At 30.1% G+C, this 17,182-nt stretch carries 17 protein-coding genes; 4 read left to right on the forward strand and 13 right to left on the reverse strand.

Annotated features, from left to right (window positions below; all coding sequences use genetic code 11):
• Positions 1–33 precede the first annotated feature (33 nt).
• The 4 genes from RMN97_RS07900 to RMN97_RS07915 form a co-directional block, all read right to left on the reverse strand.
• A complete protein-coding gene (locus RMN97_RS07900) occupies positions 34–459 on the reverse strand; it encodes a TlpA disulfide reductase family protein (RefSeq protein WP_309614010.1) in 426 nt (141 codons plus the stop codon).
• Positions 456–1,199: a DUF4369 domain-containing protein gene (locus tag RMN97_RS07905; protein ID WP_309613977.1), complete on the reverse strand. Its 744-nt coding sequence runs from the start codon at positions 1,197–1,199 to the stop codon at positions 456–458. The genes RMN97_RS07900 and RMN97_RS07905 overlap by 4 nt, the downstream gene beginning before the upstream one ends.
• An 82-nt stretch (positions 1,200–1,281) precedes the next feature.
• Positions 1,282–2,694, reverse strand: coding sequence for an MBL fold metallo-hydrolase (locus tag RMN97_RS07910; protein WP_309613978.1), 1,413 nt, complete (start codon positions 2,692–2,694; stop codon positions 1,282–1,284).
• 105 nt (positions 2,695–2,799) lie between these two features.
• A complete protein-coding gene (locus RMN97_RS07915; protein ID WP_309613979.1) occupies positions 2,800–3,591 on the reverse strand; it encodes a sulfite exporter TauE/SafE family protein in 792 nt (263 codons plus the stop codon).
• Between the two features lie 224 nt (positions 3,592–3,815).
• Here RMN97_RS07915 and RMN97_RS07920 point away from each other — a divergent pair, with 224 nt between their 5' ends.
• Positions 3,816–5,759 carry an endonuclease gene (locus tag RMN97_RS07920; RefSeq protein WP_309613980.1) on the forward strand — a complete coding sequence of 648 codons (1,944 nt, stop codon included), beginning with the start codon at positions 3,816–3,818 and terminating at the stop codon, positions 5,757–5,759.
• 88 nt (positions 5,760–5,847) lie between these two features.
• Here the strand turns inward: RMN97_RS07920 and RMN97_RS07925 are convergent, their stop codons facing one another.
• The 4 genes from RMN97_RS07925 to RMN97_RS07940 all read right to left on the reverse strand — a co-directional run bounded on the left by RMN97_RS07925 (position 5,848) and on the right by RMN97_RS07940 (position 10,853).
• Complete coding sequence (locus RMN97_RS07925; protein ID WP_309613981.1) at positions 5,848–6,852, reverse strand: hypothetical protein; 1,005 nt, start codon at positions 6,850–6,852, stop codon at positions 5,848–5,850.
• Entirely contained in the window at positions 6,852–9,056 is a 2,205-nt protein-coding gene (locus tag RMN97_RS07930) for an AAA family ATPase (protein WP_309613982.1), read from the reverse strand. Before RMN97_RS07930 ends, RMN97_RS07925 begins: the two co-directional genes overlap by 1 nt.
• An 87-nt stretch (positions 9,057–9,143) precedes the next feature.
• A complete protein-coding gene (locus RMN97_RS07935) occupies positions 9,144–10,385 on the reverse strand; it encodes a hypothetical protein (RefSeq protein WP_309613983.1) in 1,242 nt (413 codons plus the stop codon).
• A gap of 294 nt (positions 10,386–10,679) precedes the next feature.
• Positions 10,680–10,853, reverse strand: coding sequence for a hypothetical protein (locus RMN97_RS07940; protein WP_309613984.1), 174 nt, complete (start codon positions 10,851–10,853; stop codon positions 10,680–10,682).
• 204 nt (positions 10,854–11,057) lie between these two features.
• Here RMN97_RS07940 and RMN97_RS07945 point away from each other — a divergent pair, with 204 nt between their 5' ends.
• The 3 genes from RMN97_RS07945 to RMN97_RS07955 are packed head-to-tail and all read left to right on the forward strand — an operon-like array spanning position 11,058 to position 12,856.
• Entirely contained in the window at positions 11,058–11,741 is a 684-nt protein-coding gene (locus RMN97_RS07945; RefSeq protein WP_309613985.1) for an RNA polymerase subunit sigma, read from the forward strand.
• Entirely contained in the window at positions 11,728–12,075 is a 348-nt protein-coding gene (locus tag RMN97_RS07950; protein WP_309613986.1) for a hypothetical protein, read from the forward strand. The genes RMN97_RS07945 and RMN97_RS07950 overlap by 14 nt, the downstream gene beginning before the upstream one ends.
• Complete coding sequence (locus tag RMN97_RS07955; RefSeq protein WP_309613987.1) at positions 12,062–12,856, forward strand: ImmA/IrrE family metallo-endopeptidase; 795 nt, start codon at positions 12,062–12,064, stop codon at positions 12,854–12,856. The genes RMN97_RS07950 and RMN97_RS07955 overlap by 14 nt, the downstream gene beginning before the upstream one ends.
• Before the next feature lie 63 nt (positions 12,857–12,919).
• On the opposite strand, the gene RMN97_RS07960 is transcribed toward RMN97_RS07955, so the two are convergent.
• The 5 genes from RMN97_RS07960 to RMN97_RS07980 all read right to left on the reverse strand — a co-directional run bounded on the left by RMN97_RS07960 (position 12,920) and on the right by RMN97_RS07980 (position 17,100).
• Complete coding sequence (locus RMN97_RS07960) at positions 12,920–13,471, reverse strand: hypothetical protein (protein ID WP_309613988.1); 552 nt, start codon at positions 13,469–13,471, stop codon at positions 12,920–12,922.
• Between the two features lie 415 nt (positions 13,472–13,886).
• Complete coding sequence (locus RMN97_RS07965) at positions 13,887–15,245, reverse strand: AAA family ATPase (RefSeq protein WP_309613989.1); 1,359 nt, start codon at positions 15,243–15,245, stop codon at positions 13,887–13,889.
• A 77-nt stretch (positions 15,246–15,322) separates the two neighbouring features.
• Positions 15,323–16,252 carry a hypothetical protein gene (locus tag RMN97_RS07970; RefSeq protein WP_309613990.1) on the reverse strand — a complete coding sequence of 310 codons (930 nt, stop codon included), beginning with the start codon at positions 16,250–16,252 and terminating at the stop codon, positions 15,323–15,325.
• Positions 16,200–16,502, reverse strand: coding sequence for a helix-turn-helix domain-containing protein (locus tag RMN97_RS07975; protein ID WP_309613991.1), 303 nt, complete (start codon positions 16,500–16,502; stop codon positions 16,200–16,202). The genes RMN97_RS07970 and RMN97_RS07975 overlap by 53 nt, the downstream gene beginning before the upstream one ends.
• A 178-nt stretch (positions 16,503–16,680) precedes the next feature.
• Positions 16,681–17,100, reverse strand: a complete 420-nt coding sequence (locus tag RMN97_RS07980) for a hypothetical protein (RefSeq protein WP_309613992.1) — start codon at positions 17,098–17,100, stop codon at positions 16,681–16,683.
• Positions 17,101–17,182: the final 82 nt, after the last annotated feature.

The following is a 17,182-nucleotide window of genomic DNA, read 5'->3' on the forward strand; positions in this document are numbered from 1 at the left end:
AGGAGATTTTTTCTATGTAGTACTAAATTAGTATTATTTTATGCTTAAAAGCCTTTTGATTTTTGCATTTAAACCTTCGCCTCTTAAATCAATTGCAACAACTTTTCCTGTAGCATCTAACAAAAATGTTGTCGGAATTTGAGTAACTCCATATTGCAATGCAATTGGGTCTTTCATTTCTTTCAGGTTAGAAACATGCACCCAAGTTAATTTATCCTTTGCAATTGCTTCTTTCCATTCGGTGGCATCTTCATCTAGCGAGACACTTATGATATTCAATCCTTTGTTGTGAAACTCGTTGTAAAGCGCTACCACATTTGGGTTTTCTTGTCTACATGGTCCACACCATGATGCCCAAAAATCAATCAAAGTTACTTTTCCCAAACTTTCTTTTAAAGAAACCAGCTTTCCTTCCGGCGTTGGTGCTTTAAAGTCAGGAGCTAATTGACCTACAGTTATTGAGCCGCCGGTGCTGGTGCTAACGCTGGCTTTTTTTTTATGTCTAGAGTTGACTTTACTGCCTTCCCTGGTTTTGTTTTTTTCAAAGACTCATCAAGTGAATTGTATAGCCCATCAATTTCTTTTGCAAATTTTGGATTGTTAGCCATCATTTGTACAATCAAAACACTAATGAATGATTTTGGGTGCGTTTTTGGGTAACCAAAAGTGTAATCAGTTATTGGTTTTTGAATAACATCATACTCTTTTCTCAATCGGTTCATTGTTACCGTATCTTTGTTTTGCTGAGCTTCATTCATTACGGTCATATTTTTCATTTGAAAATCCGTAACACTCTTTTGCATTCTTTTTTGAATTTTAGTCGATTCTTCATTGAATTTAGTAAACTCATCATTGCTATATGTACCTGTGGATTTAGATTTGAATATGCTGTCTTTATCAACCGTAATTGCAATTTCACCACCTTCAAGAATAAAAGGGACTTTACCGTTTACTTTATCAATTTGAATAAAATGAATTTCAGGTTCAGCTGTTTTTCCTTTGATTTCAAATTTTCCATCAACAATTTTTACAGTATCAATTGCTAACGCTCCCATTCCCATTGGGTTTTGTTTTTCAAGGTAAACTAAACCAGTTTTCATTCCTTTTACATTTCCTGTAATTTCATATTCACCTTCACCTAAGTTCTTACATGAAAACAGAACTACGGCAACAGTTACTAAAAGAAGTATTTTTTTCATTTTTTTGTTTTAAAATTTTTTTACGAATGCAAATGTATCTAATTTGCCTAATTTATAATTAGTTATTTAACTTTTTTTTGATTTATTTTTTTGTTGATGGGCATTCGAATTTTGTACAACTTACAGTTGTTTGTTTAATACCGTTCATTCCTTTTTCAACATTGATAAGATTATGAATTCCACGCGATTTTAAAATGGATGCCATAATCACAGAACGATAGCCACCAGCACAATGCAAGAAGAAATCGTCGCCTTTTGGCATACTTTGGAAGTTTTCATTGATGTTGTCCAAAGGAAGATTGATTGCATTTTCTACATGTTCTGCTTCATATTCACTAGGCTTTCTGGCGTCAATCACTATACTTTTTGAATTTATTTCGGTGGCAAAGGTTGAAGGTGAAATAGAATGAATGCTGTCCGTTTCGAAGCCTGCTGTTTTCCATGCATCAATACCATCTTTCAGATAACCCAAAACATGGTCAAAACCAACTCGCGACAATCTGGTGATGGTTTCTTCTTCTTTTCCTTCCGGAATGACAAGTAATAGTTTTTGATTAACATCGCGAAGTAGAGAACCAACCCAAGGAGCAAAATTTCCCTGAACACCAATAAATATCGAGTTGGGAATATGTGCTTTTACAAAATCATTTTCATGTCTGACATCCAAAACCACAACATCACCTTGATTGGCAACGGCTTCAAATTTTCTTGGAGAAAGTCCGATATTACTCTTTTCAATAATGCTATCCAAACTATCATATCCTTTGATGTTTAGCATCACGTTTTGAGGAAAATAAGCTGGCGGAAGTCCTAAGCCGTCTAGCAATTCTTTAGTAAACTCTTCTTTAGTCATATCAGCTCGCAACGCATAATTCGTTCTCTTTTGATTGCCCAAAGTATCCGTCGTTTCTTTACTCATATTTTTGCCGCAAGCACTTCCGGCACCATGACTTGGATATACAATCAATTCATCGGCCAATGGCATAATTTTATTTCGCAACGAATCAAAAAGATAACCAGCCAATTTTTCCTGTGTTAAATCTTCTACTAAAGTTTGAGCTAAATCGGGACGACCAACATCGCCAATAAATAAAGTATCGCCGGTAATAATTCCGTAATGTTTCCCATTTTCATCCATAAGAATATAGCATGTACTTTCTAAAGTATGTCCCGGAGTATGGATTGCTTTTATCGTATAATTGCCTACTTTAAATTCTTGGTTGTCGGCAGCGATTATAGCTTTAAATTCAGGATTTGCGGTTGGACCATAAACAATTTCTCCGCCACTTTTACTTGCTAAGTCTAAATGCCCGGAAACAAAATCGGCATGAAAATGAGTTTCAAAAATGTATTTAATTTTGGCGTTGTCTTTTTTTGCTCTGTCCAAATAAGGTTGCACTTCACGCAGCGGGTCGAAAATTGCTGCTTCACCATTGCTTTCAAGATAATAAGCCGCTTGGGCGATGCATCCGGTATATATTTGTTCGATTTTCATAAGAAAAATGTTTTACTTCGTACAGTTCGTCAAGTCTTCAGGACGAGACTCGAATGAGCAAAATTAAAGTATACCTACAAAAGTAAGCAATGAATTTAGAATATTTTATGATAAAAGTTCTTTGTAAAGAATAAAGAATGACATTATCAAAACAAAAAATCCAAATATTTTTTTCAAATGCTTTTCATTGATATAATGTTGAATATAAAGACCAATAAAAATTCCAATTACAGAAAAAGTTGTAAACGGAATCAGAAACAGCCAATCGATTTCCATATTTTGAACATCACCCGTAAAGCCAATCAGCGAATTAATGGTAATTATAAACAGTGAAGTTCCAATGGCTGTCTTCATTGGTAATTTGGCAAATTTCAATAGGGCAGGAATGATTAAAAAGCCACCGCCGGCGCCAATCAATCCAATTAAAATCCCCACAAAGAACAGTTGAATAATTACAACTAACAAAGATTTAGTTTTGAAATCAACAACCTCATTTTCTTTTTTGTCTTTTAACATCGAATAGGCAGCCATAAACATAACGACTGCAAAAATCAACATCAAAAAAGTCTCTTTTGATAATTGGATGGAGCCAAAATAGAATATGGTTTCTGGTATTTTAGGAACTATAAACTTCCGGGTTATATAAACCCCAATCAAAGAAGGAATGGCAAATTGCATGGCAGTTTTTGGAACAACAAGACCTTTTTTGAAGTTTTGGATTGTACCAAAACCAGATGTTGTTCCAACAATAAATAAGGAATAAGCCGTAGCAATTATTGGATTATAATTTAGAATATAAACCAATACAGGAACGGTTAGTATCGATCCACCACCACCGGTAATTCCCAGTACTAACCCAATAAATAAAGCTCCGATATATCCTAAAAGTTCTAACACTACTACAGATTGATGTTGTAAAAATAGTGTAATTGTATTAAAAATTCACGGTTTAGTTTTTCACGAATTTTACGGCTGTTATTTTTTTAAGTTTTTTCCTTATTAAATTCCATTTGGAGTGTTTTTATGGTTAATTAAGTGGGGTAATTATGATTTTACTTTTTCTTATAAATATATTTGTAGACCACAATTTAAGAATAATGTTTAAAAAATTACTGCTCCTTATGGCGCTTACTGTTTTTTCGGTAAGTAGTGCCCAAATTGTTATCAATGAGTTAGATTCGGATACGCCGAGTACCAACGATAAACAGTTTATCGAATTAAAATCTACCGCAGCTAATTTTTCGCTAAATGGTTATGTGCTTGTATTTTTCAACGGTACAGGAAGTTTAGCCAATAAGAGTTATTATGTTGTTGATTTGGATGGATTAACTACAGACGTAAACGGAATTGTAGTGCTTGGAAACCAATTAGTTTCTCCAGTTCCAAACAAACTTTTAACTGATAGTACTTTTCAAAATGGACCAGATGGCGTGGCGATTTATTTAGGAAACGCGACAGATTTTCCTAACAATACTCTGGCAACAACTACCAATTTGATAGATGCTTTAGTTTATGAGACAAACGATCTTGCTGACGCTACAGCTTTGATGTCAGCGCTCGGTGTAACTTCTCAAATTGATGAAAATGCCAACGGAGCGCAAACCACACAATCCATTCAAAGAAAAAACGACGGAACCTATGAAACCAAAGCGCCAACTCCGGGTGCAAATAATGATGGAAGCGGTTTTGTTTTTAATGGAATTACAATTTCAACTTCAACAGCCGTTGCGGGACAGGTTACAGAAGGAAGTGCTATAAACGTAATTTTTACCACACAAACACCTATAACTGCACCTTTAAATTTTACATTTTCAATTAATACAGGTACTATTAGTAACGCTGATTATACAGGAAGCACTTCAGTTTCTATGGCTATAGGAGCATCGAGTTTTACGGCTACTATTAACTTGGTAGATGATGTTTTAGATGAAGGTGATGAAACCATTATTATTAAATTTGGAACGCTGTCATCTCAATATAATCGTATAAATGATCTTATTGAAATTAGAGTTATCGATAATGATTTTGTGGTTTCTGCATGGGGAACACCTTTAAATCCCACATATGGCATAGTAACACCGACAACTCCGGCTGGTTATTACAGTTCGTTAGAAGGAAAATCGGGTACAGCTTTAAAACAAGCTATTCAAGACATTATTGCCAACCCAAGTGTCGTTCACGCTCACAATTATGGAGATATAGAAACCATTTTAAAGAAATCTGATCAAAATCCATTGAATAGTAATCAAGTTTGGCTAATGTATGTAGAGCAACCGCGTTCTAAGTTAGATATTCAAGAAACTGGAATCAATACAGGAAAATGGAACAGAGAACACATTTATCCACAATCTCGAGGCGGTTATACGGATGGGACATCATCAATTCCGGACGGAATAAATGTTTGGTTGTCAACCGATGCGAATGATATTATGGCCGGACATGCTGATGCACATCACATTCGTGCTGAAGATGGACCAGAAAACAGTTTGCGTGGAAATAAAGATTATGGTGAATATTTAGGACCATCAGGAACACAAGGAAGTTGGCATGGAGATGTTGCCAGAGCTCTTTTTTATATGGCTTGTCGTTATAACGGATTAAGTGTAGTGAATGGAAATCCAGCGAATACTACAGTTGGGCAGCTTGGTGATTTGGCGTTGCTTTTACAATGGAACCAAACCGATCCAAGAGATGATTTTGAAATGAATAGAAACAATTTTATTTATACTTGGCAAGTAAACAGAAATCCATTTATTGATTATCCGACTTTGGCGGACTATGTTTTTGGAGCGAATGTTGGTCAGGCTTGGTTTGCGCCTTTGTCAACAACCGATTTTGATGCTGCTAAAGTTGTTCTTTATCCAAATCCTGCAAAAGATAACATTACCATTTTTGGGATTACTTCTGATGCAAAAATCGAAGTGTTTTCTACTCTTGGACAAAAGGTTTTTGAGCAAAATTTTACTGGTGAAAAAAGCATAAATCTAAACCTTGCTTCCGGAATTTATTTGGCAAAAATAACCGCTCATTCTAAAGTTGTGACTAAGAAGATAGTGGTAGAATAGTTATTTCCCGATACAAAATGTAATGCACTCACAGTCTATAAGGGGATTCAGAGATGACTCAATGAATGCTCAATAAAAATCTTTAAAATCATGAAATTATTTTTAAATCTCTAGCAATGTCTTGTACATATTTTGCCATGGGTCTTTTATGTATTTCATCAGGCTTATCATAATTCCCAATAATTAATCTATTTAGAATTGCTTTGTCAGGGAATAGAGCTTTAAAATTATCTACTAAATCACTTTTATAGGCTGAAGAATATACTTTAGCTTTATGAACTAATTCTTCAGCAATGTCTTTTTGAGTGTCATAAATGCCTTGTATTGCAAACATTTTATTATAATCATTTAGAAATTTTACATCTCCATTTATGTCTTGGAAATATACTTTTAAATCTTCTTTGTTAAGAGATAACCAATAATCGAGAACAGAATTATCATCAATTTTAAAACTAAAAATATCTAACTTGTTTGGGTCATCTGTATATAAATTGAAATTAATATTATTTGAACTTTTTGACCTATTACAATTGCCACATACAGGATATAAATTATAAAAAGATGTACACAAAAAAGGATATTTTGATTTAGGATAATAATGGTCTAATTCTAATTTAGCTTTTTGAACTCTTACCTTTTTTTTTGTCTTATTGTTATAGTATTTATAATCTATAACAACTGTTGATTGAGAATTACAATAGATACATGATTTAATTCCCGAAGCTTTAAGATATGAATTGAAATCATAGTCACGAAGAGCATCATATCTCATTGCATTTACTATAGTTTGATGGAATTTTATTTTTTTGTTTGGAACATTTTGATTTAAAATTGTCCCTATATTAATTGCTTTAAATTCTTTTATTAATATTTGAATTTCATCTGGGTTTGCCTTTACTATTCTATGATAATTATTGATGATATGCTCAACATATAATCTATGAGTTAGATGCTTTTTTGAGCTTAAATCATTAAAAAGTTTTTGAAGATTATTAGCGGGCGTTGAGAAATCTGCCCTTCTTCCCTTAAATAAATTGTTGCTGAAGTTCTCAGCATGTTTTTCTAATGCTGAATCTATTAAAATTCTTCTCATTATATCTGCTTTAACTTGGCTTGAAATTCTTTTATCTTATTTTCATAATATTCTCTGTCATCCCAATGAAATTTTCTCTCATAGAGGGAAGTCAATCTATCTTTAATGATAGGTTCTCCAATAATTGAAATAAATTCTTTAGAAGTGTTTTCATCCCAACTAAAAGTATGCATTATATTATTGACATCTATGTCTTTTTTTGAGTCAAAATTTAGGTAAGTGACTAAATCTGATATTTTTATTTTTGAAAACTCTCCCATAAATCCATTATTTAAAAAAAAGTCATTAGCGAGTAATTCATGAATATTTGCTCCAAATGTCTTTTCAAACGGATTGTTCAATTCGACATTTCCAGCTTTTAATTTTAGAATATTTTGATTTGGAATATCTGAAAGTATAAATGGAGAATGAGTTGAAAACAAAATGTTAATCCCATCAATATTATCACCTTTCATTCTTTCTAATTCTTTTAACAGATGATAGATAAATTTTCTTTGATATTCGGGGTGATAATAAAGTTCGATTTCATCTAAAATTAAATTTATGTATTTGTATTTTATTCTTCCTGGGCTGTTAGTTTCGAATACTGAATTTACGTTTTTGAAATGATACAGTATAGATTGAATGGAATGGATAAGTTGTTGCTCACCTGAACTAAGAGAATTAAAAACATATGGTTTTTTGTTTGTATTTATATCTCGAATATAAATTCTTGGGATGAAAAAAGCGTTAGGAATTAATTGTTGTTCATCGCTAATATTGTCTTTTTTATTGTTTCTCCTAGAAGCGTTAATCATTTCTATAAATGATTTTTTATCTTGTTCGAAAAGATAGGCTTTGTTAGTACTATTCTCAAAGTTCCTTATTATTTTCCATTCGGTGTTTAAATATTCTTCTTTTACAGAATACAAAATCTGATATAGCTTTAATGTACTATGGCTTTTATCTTTTTTTAATTGCTTTATTAGTTGCGGAATATCTGTTATTAAAGGAATTTCTATTTTTTCTTTTAAATAATTTAATCTAAAATGGCTATAATCATCGTATTGATAACAAATTTTAAAAACTTTTCTAATAGTGTACTTTAAGATTAATAATAGTATAGAATTATATTTGATTTCCTTTTCTGACGGGTTAAATAAATACTTTTCAGTTAGTTTTATCTCATAATCTGCAATTAGCATTTCTTTTAGCCAATTTAACTTACTGTCTGGTAGTTTGTAGCCTACCATATTGTTCAACAAATCATTAAAAAAGTCTACTATATTTAGTTTTGCAGTTTCTTCCAAAAGTTTAAATAATGAATTAGTTGAGAAAGAATTAAACTCTTCTATTTTATTTGGATTGATGATAAATTCAATTCTATCAAAAACTTTATCATCTATTATGTATGATTCACCATTTTCATCAAAATCTACAACATTTAATAGCAATCTAGATTGAGCCAAATGATGTTCAGTATTAATCTTTATTGTTCCATTGTCTCTAAACGGATTGATTACAATAGGTGTTTGGTAACCATCATTTTTATGAAATAGAGAATTTAGCCATTGACCAGAAAGGTCACTTTGTAATCCATAAATTGAATAATTAATAGCAATAGAATAAAAAAAGTCCTTTAGATTAAAACTATCAATTTCAATAAAACCATTATTACTGATTTTAGAGTAGTAAACACCGCTTGAATATGGATTAGATTTATCATCAATGTCATATTTAATCCGATAAATATCATTTGATATTGAATAGTAAATTTCAAACTTAGTTTTATAGATAACTTTTTCAAGTTGGACAATTTCATTTGTCCAAAAAGGAGAATCACCTGAATCTTTTTTTCTTTCCTCCAAATAATTTAAATCATCAATTAAAGATTTTTTAGAAGCCAGTATATAGCAAATAAGATAAAGAAGTTCAAGTAAATTGCTTTTTCCTGAACCATTTTTTCCTACTATAGCGGAAATATTAACGTTAATTCTCTTTCCGCTATTTAAAATAATTTCATAAAGATTATTTGGTACTGGGTTATCATTTGAAAACTCAATATTGTAAATGTCTTCTATTCCTGTTATTTGGATGCCATCTATATTTAAGAATTTATAGTTGTCATAAAACTTATATAGTTGCCCGGGAGTTAGATTTTTTACAATGTTATCCTCACAATCGATTAAAGGTCTTATCGCTAATAGTTTAAAGCTATTTGTCATTGGTATATGTATTCAGGATTGTAAAAATTTTCAATGCTTGTAAATGTAAAAAAAAACAGGACTCAATGCCCTGTTTTAGTCAGAAAATTAATGTTTATATTTTACTTCATCCATTAGCACCTGATACAATTTATAGCGCCAAAAATCTAAAGAAGAAACGTGTTCATCAGCTATTACAATATTTATATTATTAAATATTTCAGCCAATTCAAAAATCGTTTTAACTTTATTAGAGAGTAGAGTTTTTACTTGGGTTTTATATAATTTGTTAAACTCCACATTTCTACTATTGTGTATTTTTTGAACTAAATGTTCTCTAAACAAATCAGGTTTTTCAAGAATTTTTATACTTTTTGCATCGTCAACTGTTTCATCAATGAATATATTAATGCTTTCATTCAAAGTACTTAGTTTTTCTTTTATCGTGTCTATGTTCACACTATGAGTAAATGACAAAATGTTTGATTTTGTTTCTTCAGGTTTCACATACACTTCAGCATTCCCCATAAGTATTGTAAATATGCCGTTAAATTTAACCGCATCTCTTCTAATTTCATCATTTACTAGTTCTAAAGCAAACCCAATTTCAATATCATTAGTAACTTTTTTTATAGTAGAACTTTTAAATGTGACTTTTAAATCCGATTCAGTAAAAGAATAACTTGAAACAAAGTAGCTATGAGATTTAAATTTTATCAATTTGTGAAGTTCGATTAGAGCAATAAATAAAGATATTCTCAGATTATAATCTCTATAAGAGTCAACAGATGTTATTCCTCTGACAAAGTATTTATCATCCTCTCTTTTCAACAGTCTAAATTTCTTTGACTTCTTGTTCTGTTCATTTTTCTCTTTCAACATTTCAAGATTTTTGTCAACTATATCTTGAAATTTATTCTTTAAACAATAATCTAAATATTTTTCAATTTGATACATATCATTTAAATATTCTGATTTAACTGAATAAGTTGATTCGGCATAAATTAAATCAGATTTTGTTTGTTTTAAAATTTCAATATTATCAATATTGGCAAATTCAAAAATAATCTGATTTTCTTCCGTAAACTTTTCAATATTTACATTACTTAATTCGGAATCAATATCTAATTTTAGACATTCCTCATCGGATTTTATAAGTTGTTCAACAATATGTTCTGCGCCTTTGATATTGATAAAATCGTTTTCAAACTCTCCAATTTTAAAAATTTTATAAATCTCATCGAAATACTCCGATTTTTTAATAAGGCTTAAGGCATCTTTCACGCTTATTCCATCATCTAAATTTTCTTTTCTAGCCATTTTTTGGCTTTTTCTTTTTACTACACTCATGTGTTCCTTTTTTTGAATTAATAATTAACCTTAAAAATAGGGGCGTTTCACCCCTAATCGTTTTTAATTTTCTTTTGATAATGCTGCTATACCAACTAACAATAACATCACGAAAGTTCCAACGACTAACAAATTAGCGTTTGAACCCTTAACATTAATGCAAGTGTTTTTATAACATAGACTAACACTATCTTTACTTTGTAAAAATCTTTGCATAAGCAATAAATTTTAAATTTAAATTATATGTTTTCACTCATGGTCGAAAACTTAACCAAACACTTTTTTAAGCAGTGCCTACTTTTCTTTTCGAACTCCTTTGAAAGGTTTATTGTCAGAAGTTTTAACATCCATAAATCTACCCGTGTTTGTATCACGTTTTACCCAAGAATCATTTTTTGGGTTGTAGGTCTGTGAACGTTCTTTAACAGCACCTTTTCTGGAATTGTCATTGGGAGGGTTTGTTGCCATCTTATTACAATTTATTGTTATACATTATTCCTTTAACTTAATGGTATAAAGGATTTACCATTATTAATCAACGTCTTATACTTATATACTAATTCCGTTAGTAAGAATATTTTACTCTTTTTGTAAAATTTATACTAAATTTGTGTTTGTATAAAAGCTCCCCACTCATATACTAATTCCATTACTAACGCTTTTAGTATATAAATGAAAGTAGAATCTAAAAAAGAAGAAATTGACTTTAGTATCTTACCAAGCGATGAACTTATCGAGTACATTTCTTTTAAAGATGAATTTCCGGCTGAAGCAGAAAAAGCGTTTGTGATTTTTTGTGATAGATTTCATCGTGATATACTTCAAAAAGCTGAAATATATTGTAATAAGTATAATCATAATGAGGTTGTTGCTCTTGATGTAGCGAATTGTACTTTTGCAAGAGTATGGAAATATCACTCCTTTAATAAGGAAAAAGCAAAATCTAAAAATATTGATACTGCAATAAAACTTTGGTTATATCCCATAGTTTACAATGAACTGATGAAGTACGGCGTTAAAAATAGTTGTGCGGAACCTGATGAGGATGATTTGACTATTGTAGAAAATATTGATGAGTTGGTTACTTTAACTATTGATGGAGATTCAGAAAAGAAAAAAGACTTAAAAGTGAAGTTGGAAATAATAGAAAGAGCTATGCTTGGCTTATCTGAAAAACACAAAATAATTTATCTAACATATAAAGCCTACGAAAATAATGGTAAAAATATTCCAAGACCTGTTGGAAAAAAATTAAGAGAAAAATTAAATTTGACACAAAGTTCAATTCAAGTTTATAAAAAAGAAGCAACAGACCATATTAAGAATTATTTGAAAAGTTTAAATGGCAATAGATAAAAAATATATTGGTAAAATAACCGATGATAATTTAGATGATTGGTTACATTCGACAGGTTTTTTATACCCAACTAATGAAAAGCAATTAGATAGGTTTAATAAATTACACGAAGACTATGATTTTAAGCTAAAGGATGCAATTATAGATATAAAATCAATAATAGAAGGAACATTATGTAATAAAACAAAAGTTATTTCTTTTGATTTAGGTTCGGATGTTAGCAATGAAATACAGAATTTGAAAATGGTGGCTAGAAAAGGTCAGGATAATTTACCTAAGCATATCATTGATAAAATGAGAGGGAAGCATCGAGATTCAGATGATACAAATTAATTCAGAAAGAAAAATTAAGAAACTTGCGGAATTCATCGCTTTAAAATATGATGAAAAGATTACTCCTTTAGAAGAAATAATTAAAGAAGAGGGTCTGCGTGTCTTTTTCGATAATTATGAGAAAGGAACTTTTGATGGAATGACAATTTATGAAGATGATAATTTTTTTATCCATATAAATATTGATAATGGAAATAGGATCGATTCAGCCAGAGGTAGATTTACCTTAGCACATGAATTGGGACATTATCTTATTGATTCCCATAGAATAGGTTTAATGTCAGGTTTACTTGAACCACATCCATCAAAGACCAATCAAAAGCAGTTTTATGAAATCGAAAGAGAAGCGGATTATTTTGCTTCCTGCTTGCTTATGCCCGAGGAAAGGTTTAAAAAAGATATTTTTAGAAAAAAATTCAATTTCGAATTAATTGTTTCTTTGAGCAAAGAGTATAATGTCAGTATAACTGCTTGTGCATTCCGTTTTGCTCAAATAGGTAGTCATCCTATAATGATAATTTACGCTGAAAATGGGATTATTAAATGGACATATTACAGTGAAGATTTTCCATATAAATACTTACTAAATAATAAAAAAATTTCTGATTCGTTCCTTATGGGTGAGTATTTCGGCAATCCAATGTCAGATATATCAAAAACTTCACAAATATGGGCAATAGATTGTTTTAACTATGTTCAAACAGAGGATTCAAATAAAAAATTCTATGAACATTGCATGACATACAAACAATCTGCTTTAAGTATTATTTGGGAAGATTAAAAAGACTAGTCACTATTTTACTTTTTTACAACACTTGTGGAATTAAACAACTTTTTTAGTATGCTATTTTGCATTTATTAATTTAGATTCATTTTCATAATCCTTTCCAGTTAGTCTTCCATAATTCAAAGAAATTACATTAGGATTATAGGGAGAAATAATAAAAGTAACCATTATTTTTTTTTCATAATTGTTTAATGAATATATGCAACCCGAGAAAGGAATAATATGGTCATCAAATTCCATGTCTTGACCATTATTCATATTTAATAATTTTCTTATTTTGAAATTATTACTATATAAATCACTTGATATTAAATTACTAGTTGACATATGTTCCTGTAAAGAGATTGAGTTTACTTTGTTCATTTTATTAAAACTGACATTAATAATAAACTTTCCAATCGGTGTTACTTTAGTAAATTTATCAAGCCCACTATCCTTCCCTTCAAAATCATAATTCTTAGATTCAAGAAATTTATGTACTTCAGCTTTGTTTTTCTCAAATAGTAAAATGATTTCTGTAGTGTTGAATTGCTTTATTGATTGAGAAAATGTACAAGAGAATGATAAGATTAATGCAGTGGTTAATACGAGTTTTTTTAGTGTTTTCATTTTTTTAGTTTTAAACACTTCACTTTACCCAAAAAAATAGCTTGGGTTAGTTACCATACCTGTCCTTGAGGGAGTCGAAGCCCTGTGTAACAAAGTAAAGCAACGCCCAAGCCGTGACTTGAGCATTTTGCTAAACTTATCTGTTACACTTTTGAATTTTCGACTTTTCAAGGACAGAAATCAGTTTGCGAAATGCAGTTATTTATTTTTTAATTTTTCTTTTTTTATATCTATTCGTTAATATTTAGGGTAAAAATAATGGTTTTCTTTTAGCTTGACTAAGTTTTAATTAAAAGCATTGTGTTTTTTATTATTTAGCGTTGATTTGCGCATTGCTTTTATGATTCATATACTTTGTACTAGAAAATGTTTTTAATTAAAATAGGCAAGGGGATTAGCCTTGCCTGTTTTTTACTTAATGATTTATTTCTTCCTCAATTATTTCATCTTCAATTAGTGGTCCAAAGTTTTCGATGTAAAATTCAATTATTCTTGAATCTGCTCTAATATTCTCTCTTCTCAAAGGAATTGTAAACGAAAAGCCTTCTCCTGCGTGACTTCGTCTATAAATACCATAGACCTGACCATTTTCATAATATTTAACTTTTCTATTTTCGAAATGCATTCTTTTAAATATCATGCCTTTACTATCTTCCATTGATATTGCCCAACCTAATTTTATTGGATATTGAATAAATATTCCTTTAGGAGTTTCAGTATACTGACCACTCTCTACATCAAATGAATATTCATATTCTATCCATTCAGCTTTTTTTATATACTTAGTAGAATTGTCTTCAAGTTTTATAACTATTTCGTCATTATAAACATCTTCAAAAGTTCCAATAGTTCCATTTATATAATTGCCTCCTATTTTATCGTTATTTATTAAGATAACTTTTGCTCCTTTTTTAAGGCTTATTAATGGCTCAACAGGTAAAATACTAGTGTCTATATTTCCATGAAAATCACATTGAAACTTAAACTCTTCGATGTTTGAAATTGCTTCCAATCGTTCGGAATTAATTGAATTGGCTGAATTATTATCAATCGTCAAAATTAATTTATCTTTTCTTGCTCCCTCAAAATCTGCGAAAGCGCGATTTAACCAATCAAAGTACCTATCGTTTATATTATCCTGTCCAAGAAAATAATAAAGCATTTCAAAGTCGTAGTATATATCATCTATATAAGTGTAAAGTAGTTCATAACATTTTAGACTAAGAGAATCATAGCATTTTGCATCAAAAAAGAATTCGCTTTTCCAATACTTATTTATGGCTTTCTTTTCTTCTTCATTTAAAAATGGAATAGGCTCAAATAAATCACCAATTAATATTAATTGAATTCCTCCAAAAGGTTCTAAATTTCCTCTAACATATTGAAGTAACATATTTATACAGTCTAACATTGCGGAACTTAATAATATTATATCATCGATTACTAATAGCTCTAGACATTTTATAAACTTAATATGTTCAGAAGTGTATTCAATATCAACTAAAAAATCAAAGTCCTCACTCTCATAAATGTTTTGTGGCAACTTAAAAAAAGCTTGTAGACTTGCTACGTTTGATTTAATAGCTTCCGATTGATTAGGAGCTAAAACAATAAAGTTTTTAGATGTTAAATCTAAATAGGACTTTATTAATGTTGTTTTTCCAGTTCTCACTTTTCCAGCTAACAAAATAGAACTTGTTGTATTCATGATAGTTTTAAAAGCTTCTATAGCGTTTTTATCATGTGCGTAATTAATATTTGTTTTAAACATCATTATGTTTGTTTTAAGTGTTAATATTTTAATCGAATTGCACTACTATTTTACAAGTAGTACAGTTCGATTTTTTCGTTTCAATTTGTTATAAGTTTTTGATAGTTGTCTACCAAGCCTTTCTTAATAAGGAAATGAGGACTATTCTCAGAATCCCTAAAAGAATCGTGTGTGTCTTTTAAGTCTTTTTTGATTTTCCTTAAATCACTCTTGTAGTCTTTCCTTATTATTGGGTGACTATAACAAAGCATTTTGGCATAATCATTTACACCACTTTGGGGAAATCCTAACATCCTGATAGAATTGTACGAATTGATTAAAGAATTAAAGCACTTATCCCAAATTTCCACATCTCCCAAATCTTTAAGGGTTACAACTTTCTTTCCAAAGATTTGCCTAGTCTTAATAGAATTATGATGAACAATTTCAAATCTGAAAATGTTCGAGGTTGTAAGCCCAGCTTCTTTGCTTTTATCATAAGCTTTAATCTTATAATTAGAGAAAGAACAAAACTTAGAAGATGGTTTGTTATACTTCTCGTAAAAAGCATAGAATGGATTTACAGAAGTTGTAACAATTGAAGTGTACCTATCGATAATGTCATAAGGTTTGATAGAGTTGGTATTAATATTAATTCCATACTCGAATAGACCCAATAATTTCATCTCAGAAGCATTTCTTCCCAATGAAACTTCAAGATAAGAAATAGCTTCCTTTACGTGTAATAGAGTAAAATCATTATAATTGATTTCTCCTATTCCAATAACCTCTGAATTGTACCACTTGTGTAAAGAATTACTAACTTTTATCTTTTCCTGATTAGGAAAATATTTGATTCTAAAATTCCTCCAGTCAACTTGAAACCAACCTCCTCTTATTGTTGGAGATTTTTTGACATAATTATCAAGAAAATTTTTGAATTCCTCTTTTTTATAATCATTTATGACTATAGAAAAATTATCGAACATAACTACCTCCTTTTCTTTCAGATAGATAACGTTGCGCTTCATCATTGATTTCTTGTCGGGATTTCAACCTGTTCTTAGTCATGTATTCGACCAAGTCTGACTTTAGATAATAGCACTTTTTTGAACCTAGTGGTTTAAAATAAGGTATTATTTTCCTGTGGTTTAATTTGTGTACTGTGCTTTTACGAAGACCTAAAAAAAAGCACGCACCTTGAATGTCCAGATATTCGCTTTGAATATTGGAGAATTTACTATCGAGTAATTTTTCGATAGAAGTTAAAATGTTTTCCATTTTACTTAAAAGTAAAGTTTTTCGATCTGGAATTTAATCCTAAGGTACTTCAAAAATGAAGTTGAATAAAGTATGCTACTATTGTCGGGGAATGTCTACTATGGACGGAATGACTTTTTATACTTCATTACTAAAGTAGTAAAATTTTTTGAATTGGAAAAATATATTAATAAAAAAATTAATTATTTCGGACTTTACGAATTGTCCAACGAAGTTCGGGAGCTAAAGTATAATCTTCATCATGGGTTAAATAATATATTGTCATATTTATTTGTCCAATATTAGTTACCCTAATTATTTTCATTCCATTTACTAAATTATCGTGGCAAAACTGACTCGAAACTTTAAGCTTGTCCCATGAAATATCATTAGAACTAGTTCCTTTAATTTCAAAATTCTCAATATTTCCATCAATATTTGCGGTTAGGTCTATGCCTCTCGTAGTTAAAAATGTTGTATTTGGATTAAGAGATAGCAAAAATAACTTTGCTATTTCAACTGCTAAATTTCCAACATGACTGTTTTTCCCAACATTCGAATATTGTTGTAGAAGAATTTCTAACTGTTCTTCAGAAATTGAAAAATTATATGGCGTCATTTTTATAAAAACTATTTTAGTAAAAATAAATAAAAAAGTGCTAACATTTTTTATGAAAGCACTTTAATAGAGAGTTATATAT

Source organism: Flavobacterium sp. (genome assembly GCF_031381455.1).
Classification (GTDB): domain Bacteria; phylum Bacteroidota; class Bacteroidia; order Flavobacteriales; family Flavobacteriaceae; genus Flavobacterium.

What these genes read in the sequence shown, in the direction of transcription:
- RMN97_RS07905 (WP_309613977.1), bottom strand. Translation starts at nt 1,199, where the DNA reads ATGAAAAAAATACTTCTTTTAGTAACTGTTGCCGTAGTTCTGTTTTCA.
- RMN97_RS07910 (WP_309613978.1), bottom strand. Translation starts at nt 2,694, where the DNA reads ATGAAAATCGAACAAATATATACCGGATGCATCGCCCAAGCGGCTTAT.
- RMN97_RS07920 (WP_309613980.1), top strand. Translation starts at nt 3,816, where the DNA reads ATGGCGCTTACTGTTTTTTCGGTAAGTAGTGCCCAAATTGTTATCAAT.
- RMN97_RS07925 (WP_309613981.1), bottom strand. Translation starts at nt 6,852, where the DNA reads ATGAGAAGAATTTTAATAGATTCAGCATTAGAAAAACATGCTGAGAAC.
- RMN97_RS07930 (WP_309613982.1), bottom strand. Translation starts at nt 9,056, where the DNA reads ATGACAAATAGCTTTAAACTATTAGCGATAAGACCTTTAATCGATTGT.
- RMN97_RS07935 (WP_309613983.1), bottom strand. Translation starts at nt 10,385, where the DNA reads ATGAGTGTAGTAAAAAGAAAAAGCCAAAAAATGGCTAGAAAAGAAAAT.
- RMN97_RS07940 (WP_309613984.1), bottom strand. Translation starts at nt 10,853, where the DNA reads ATGGCAACAAACCCTCCCAATGACAATTCCAGAAAAGGTGCTGTTAAA.
- RMN97_RS07945 (WP_309613985.1), top strand. Translation starts at nt 11,058, where the DNA reads ATGAAAGTAGAATCTAAAAAAGAAGAAATTGACTTTAGTATCTTACCA.
- RMN97_RS07950 (WP_309613986.1), top strand. Translation starts at nt 11,728, where the DNA reads ATGGCAATAGATAAAAAATATATTGGTAAAATAACCGATGATAATTTA.
- RMN97_RS07955 (WP_309613987.1), top strand. Translation starts at nt 12,062, where the DNA reads ATGATACAAATTAATTCAGAAAGAAAAATTAAGAAACTTGCGGAATTC.
- RMN97_RS07960 (WP_309613988.1), bottom strand. Translation starts at nt 13,471, where the DNA reads ATGAAAACACTAAAAAAACTCGTATTAACCACTGCATTAATCTTATCA.
- RMN97_RS07965 (WP_309613989.1), bottom strand. Translation starts at nt 15,245, where the DNA reads ATGATGTTTAAAACAAATATTAATTACGCACATGATAAAAACGCTATA.
- RMN97_RS07970 (WP_309613990.1), bottom strand. Translation starts at nt 16,252, where the DNA reads ATGAAGCGCAACGTTATCTATCTGAAAGAAAAGGAGGTAGTTATGTTC.
- RMN97_RS07975 (WP_309613991.1), bottom strand. Translation starts at nt 16,502, where the DNA reads ATGGAAAACATTTTAACTTCTATCGAAAAATTACTCGATAGTAAATTC.
- RMN97_RS07980 (WP_309613992.1), bottom strand. Translation starts at nt 17,100, where the DNA reads ATGACGCCATATAATTTTTCAATTTCTGAAGAACAGTTAGAAATTCTT.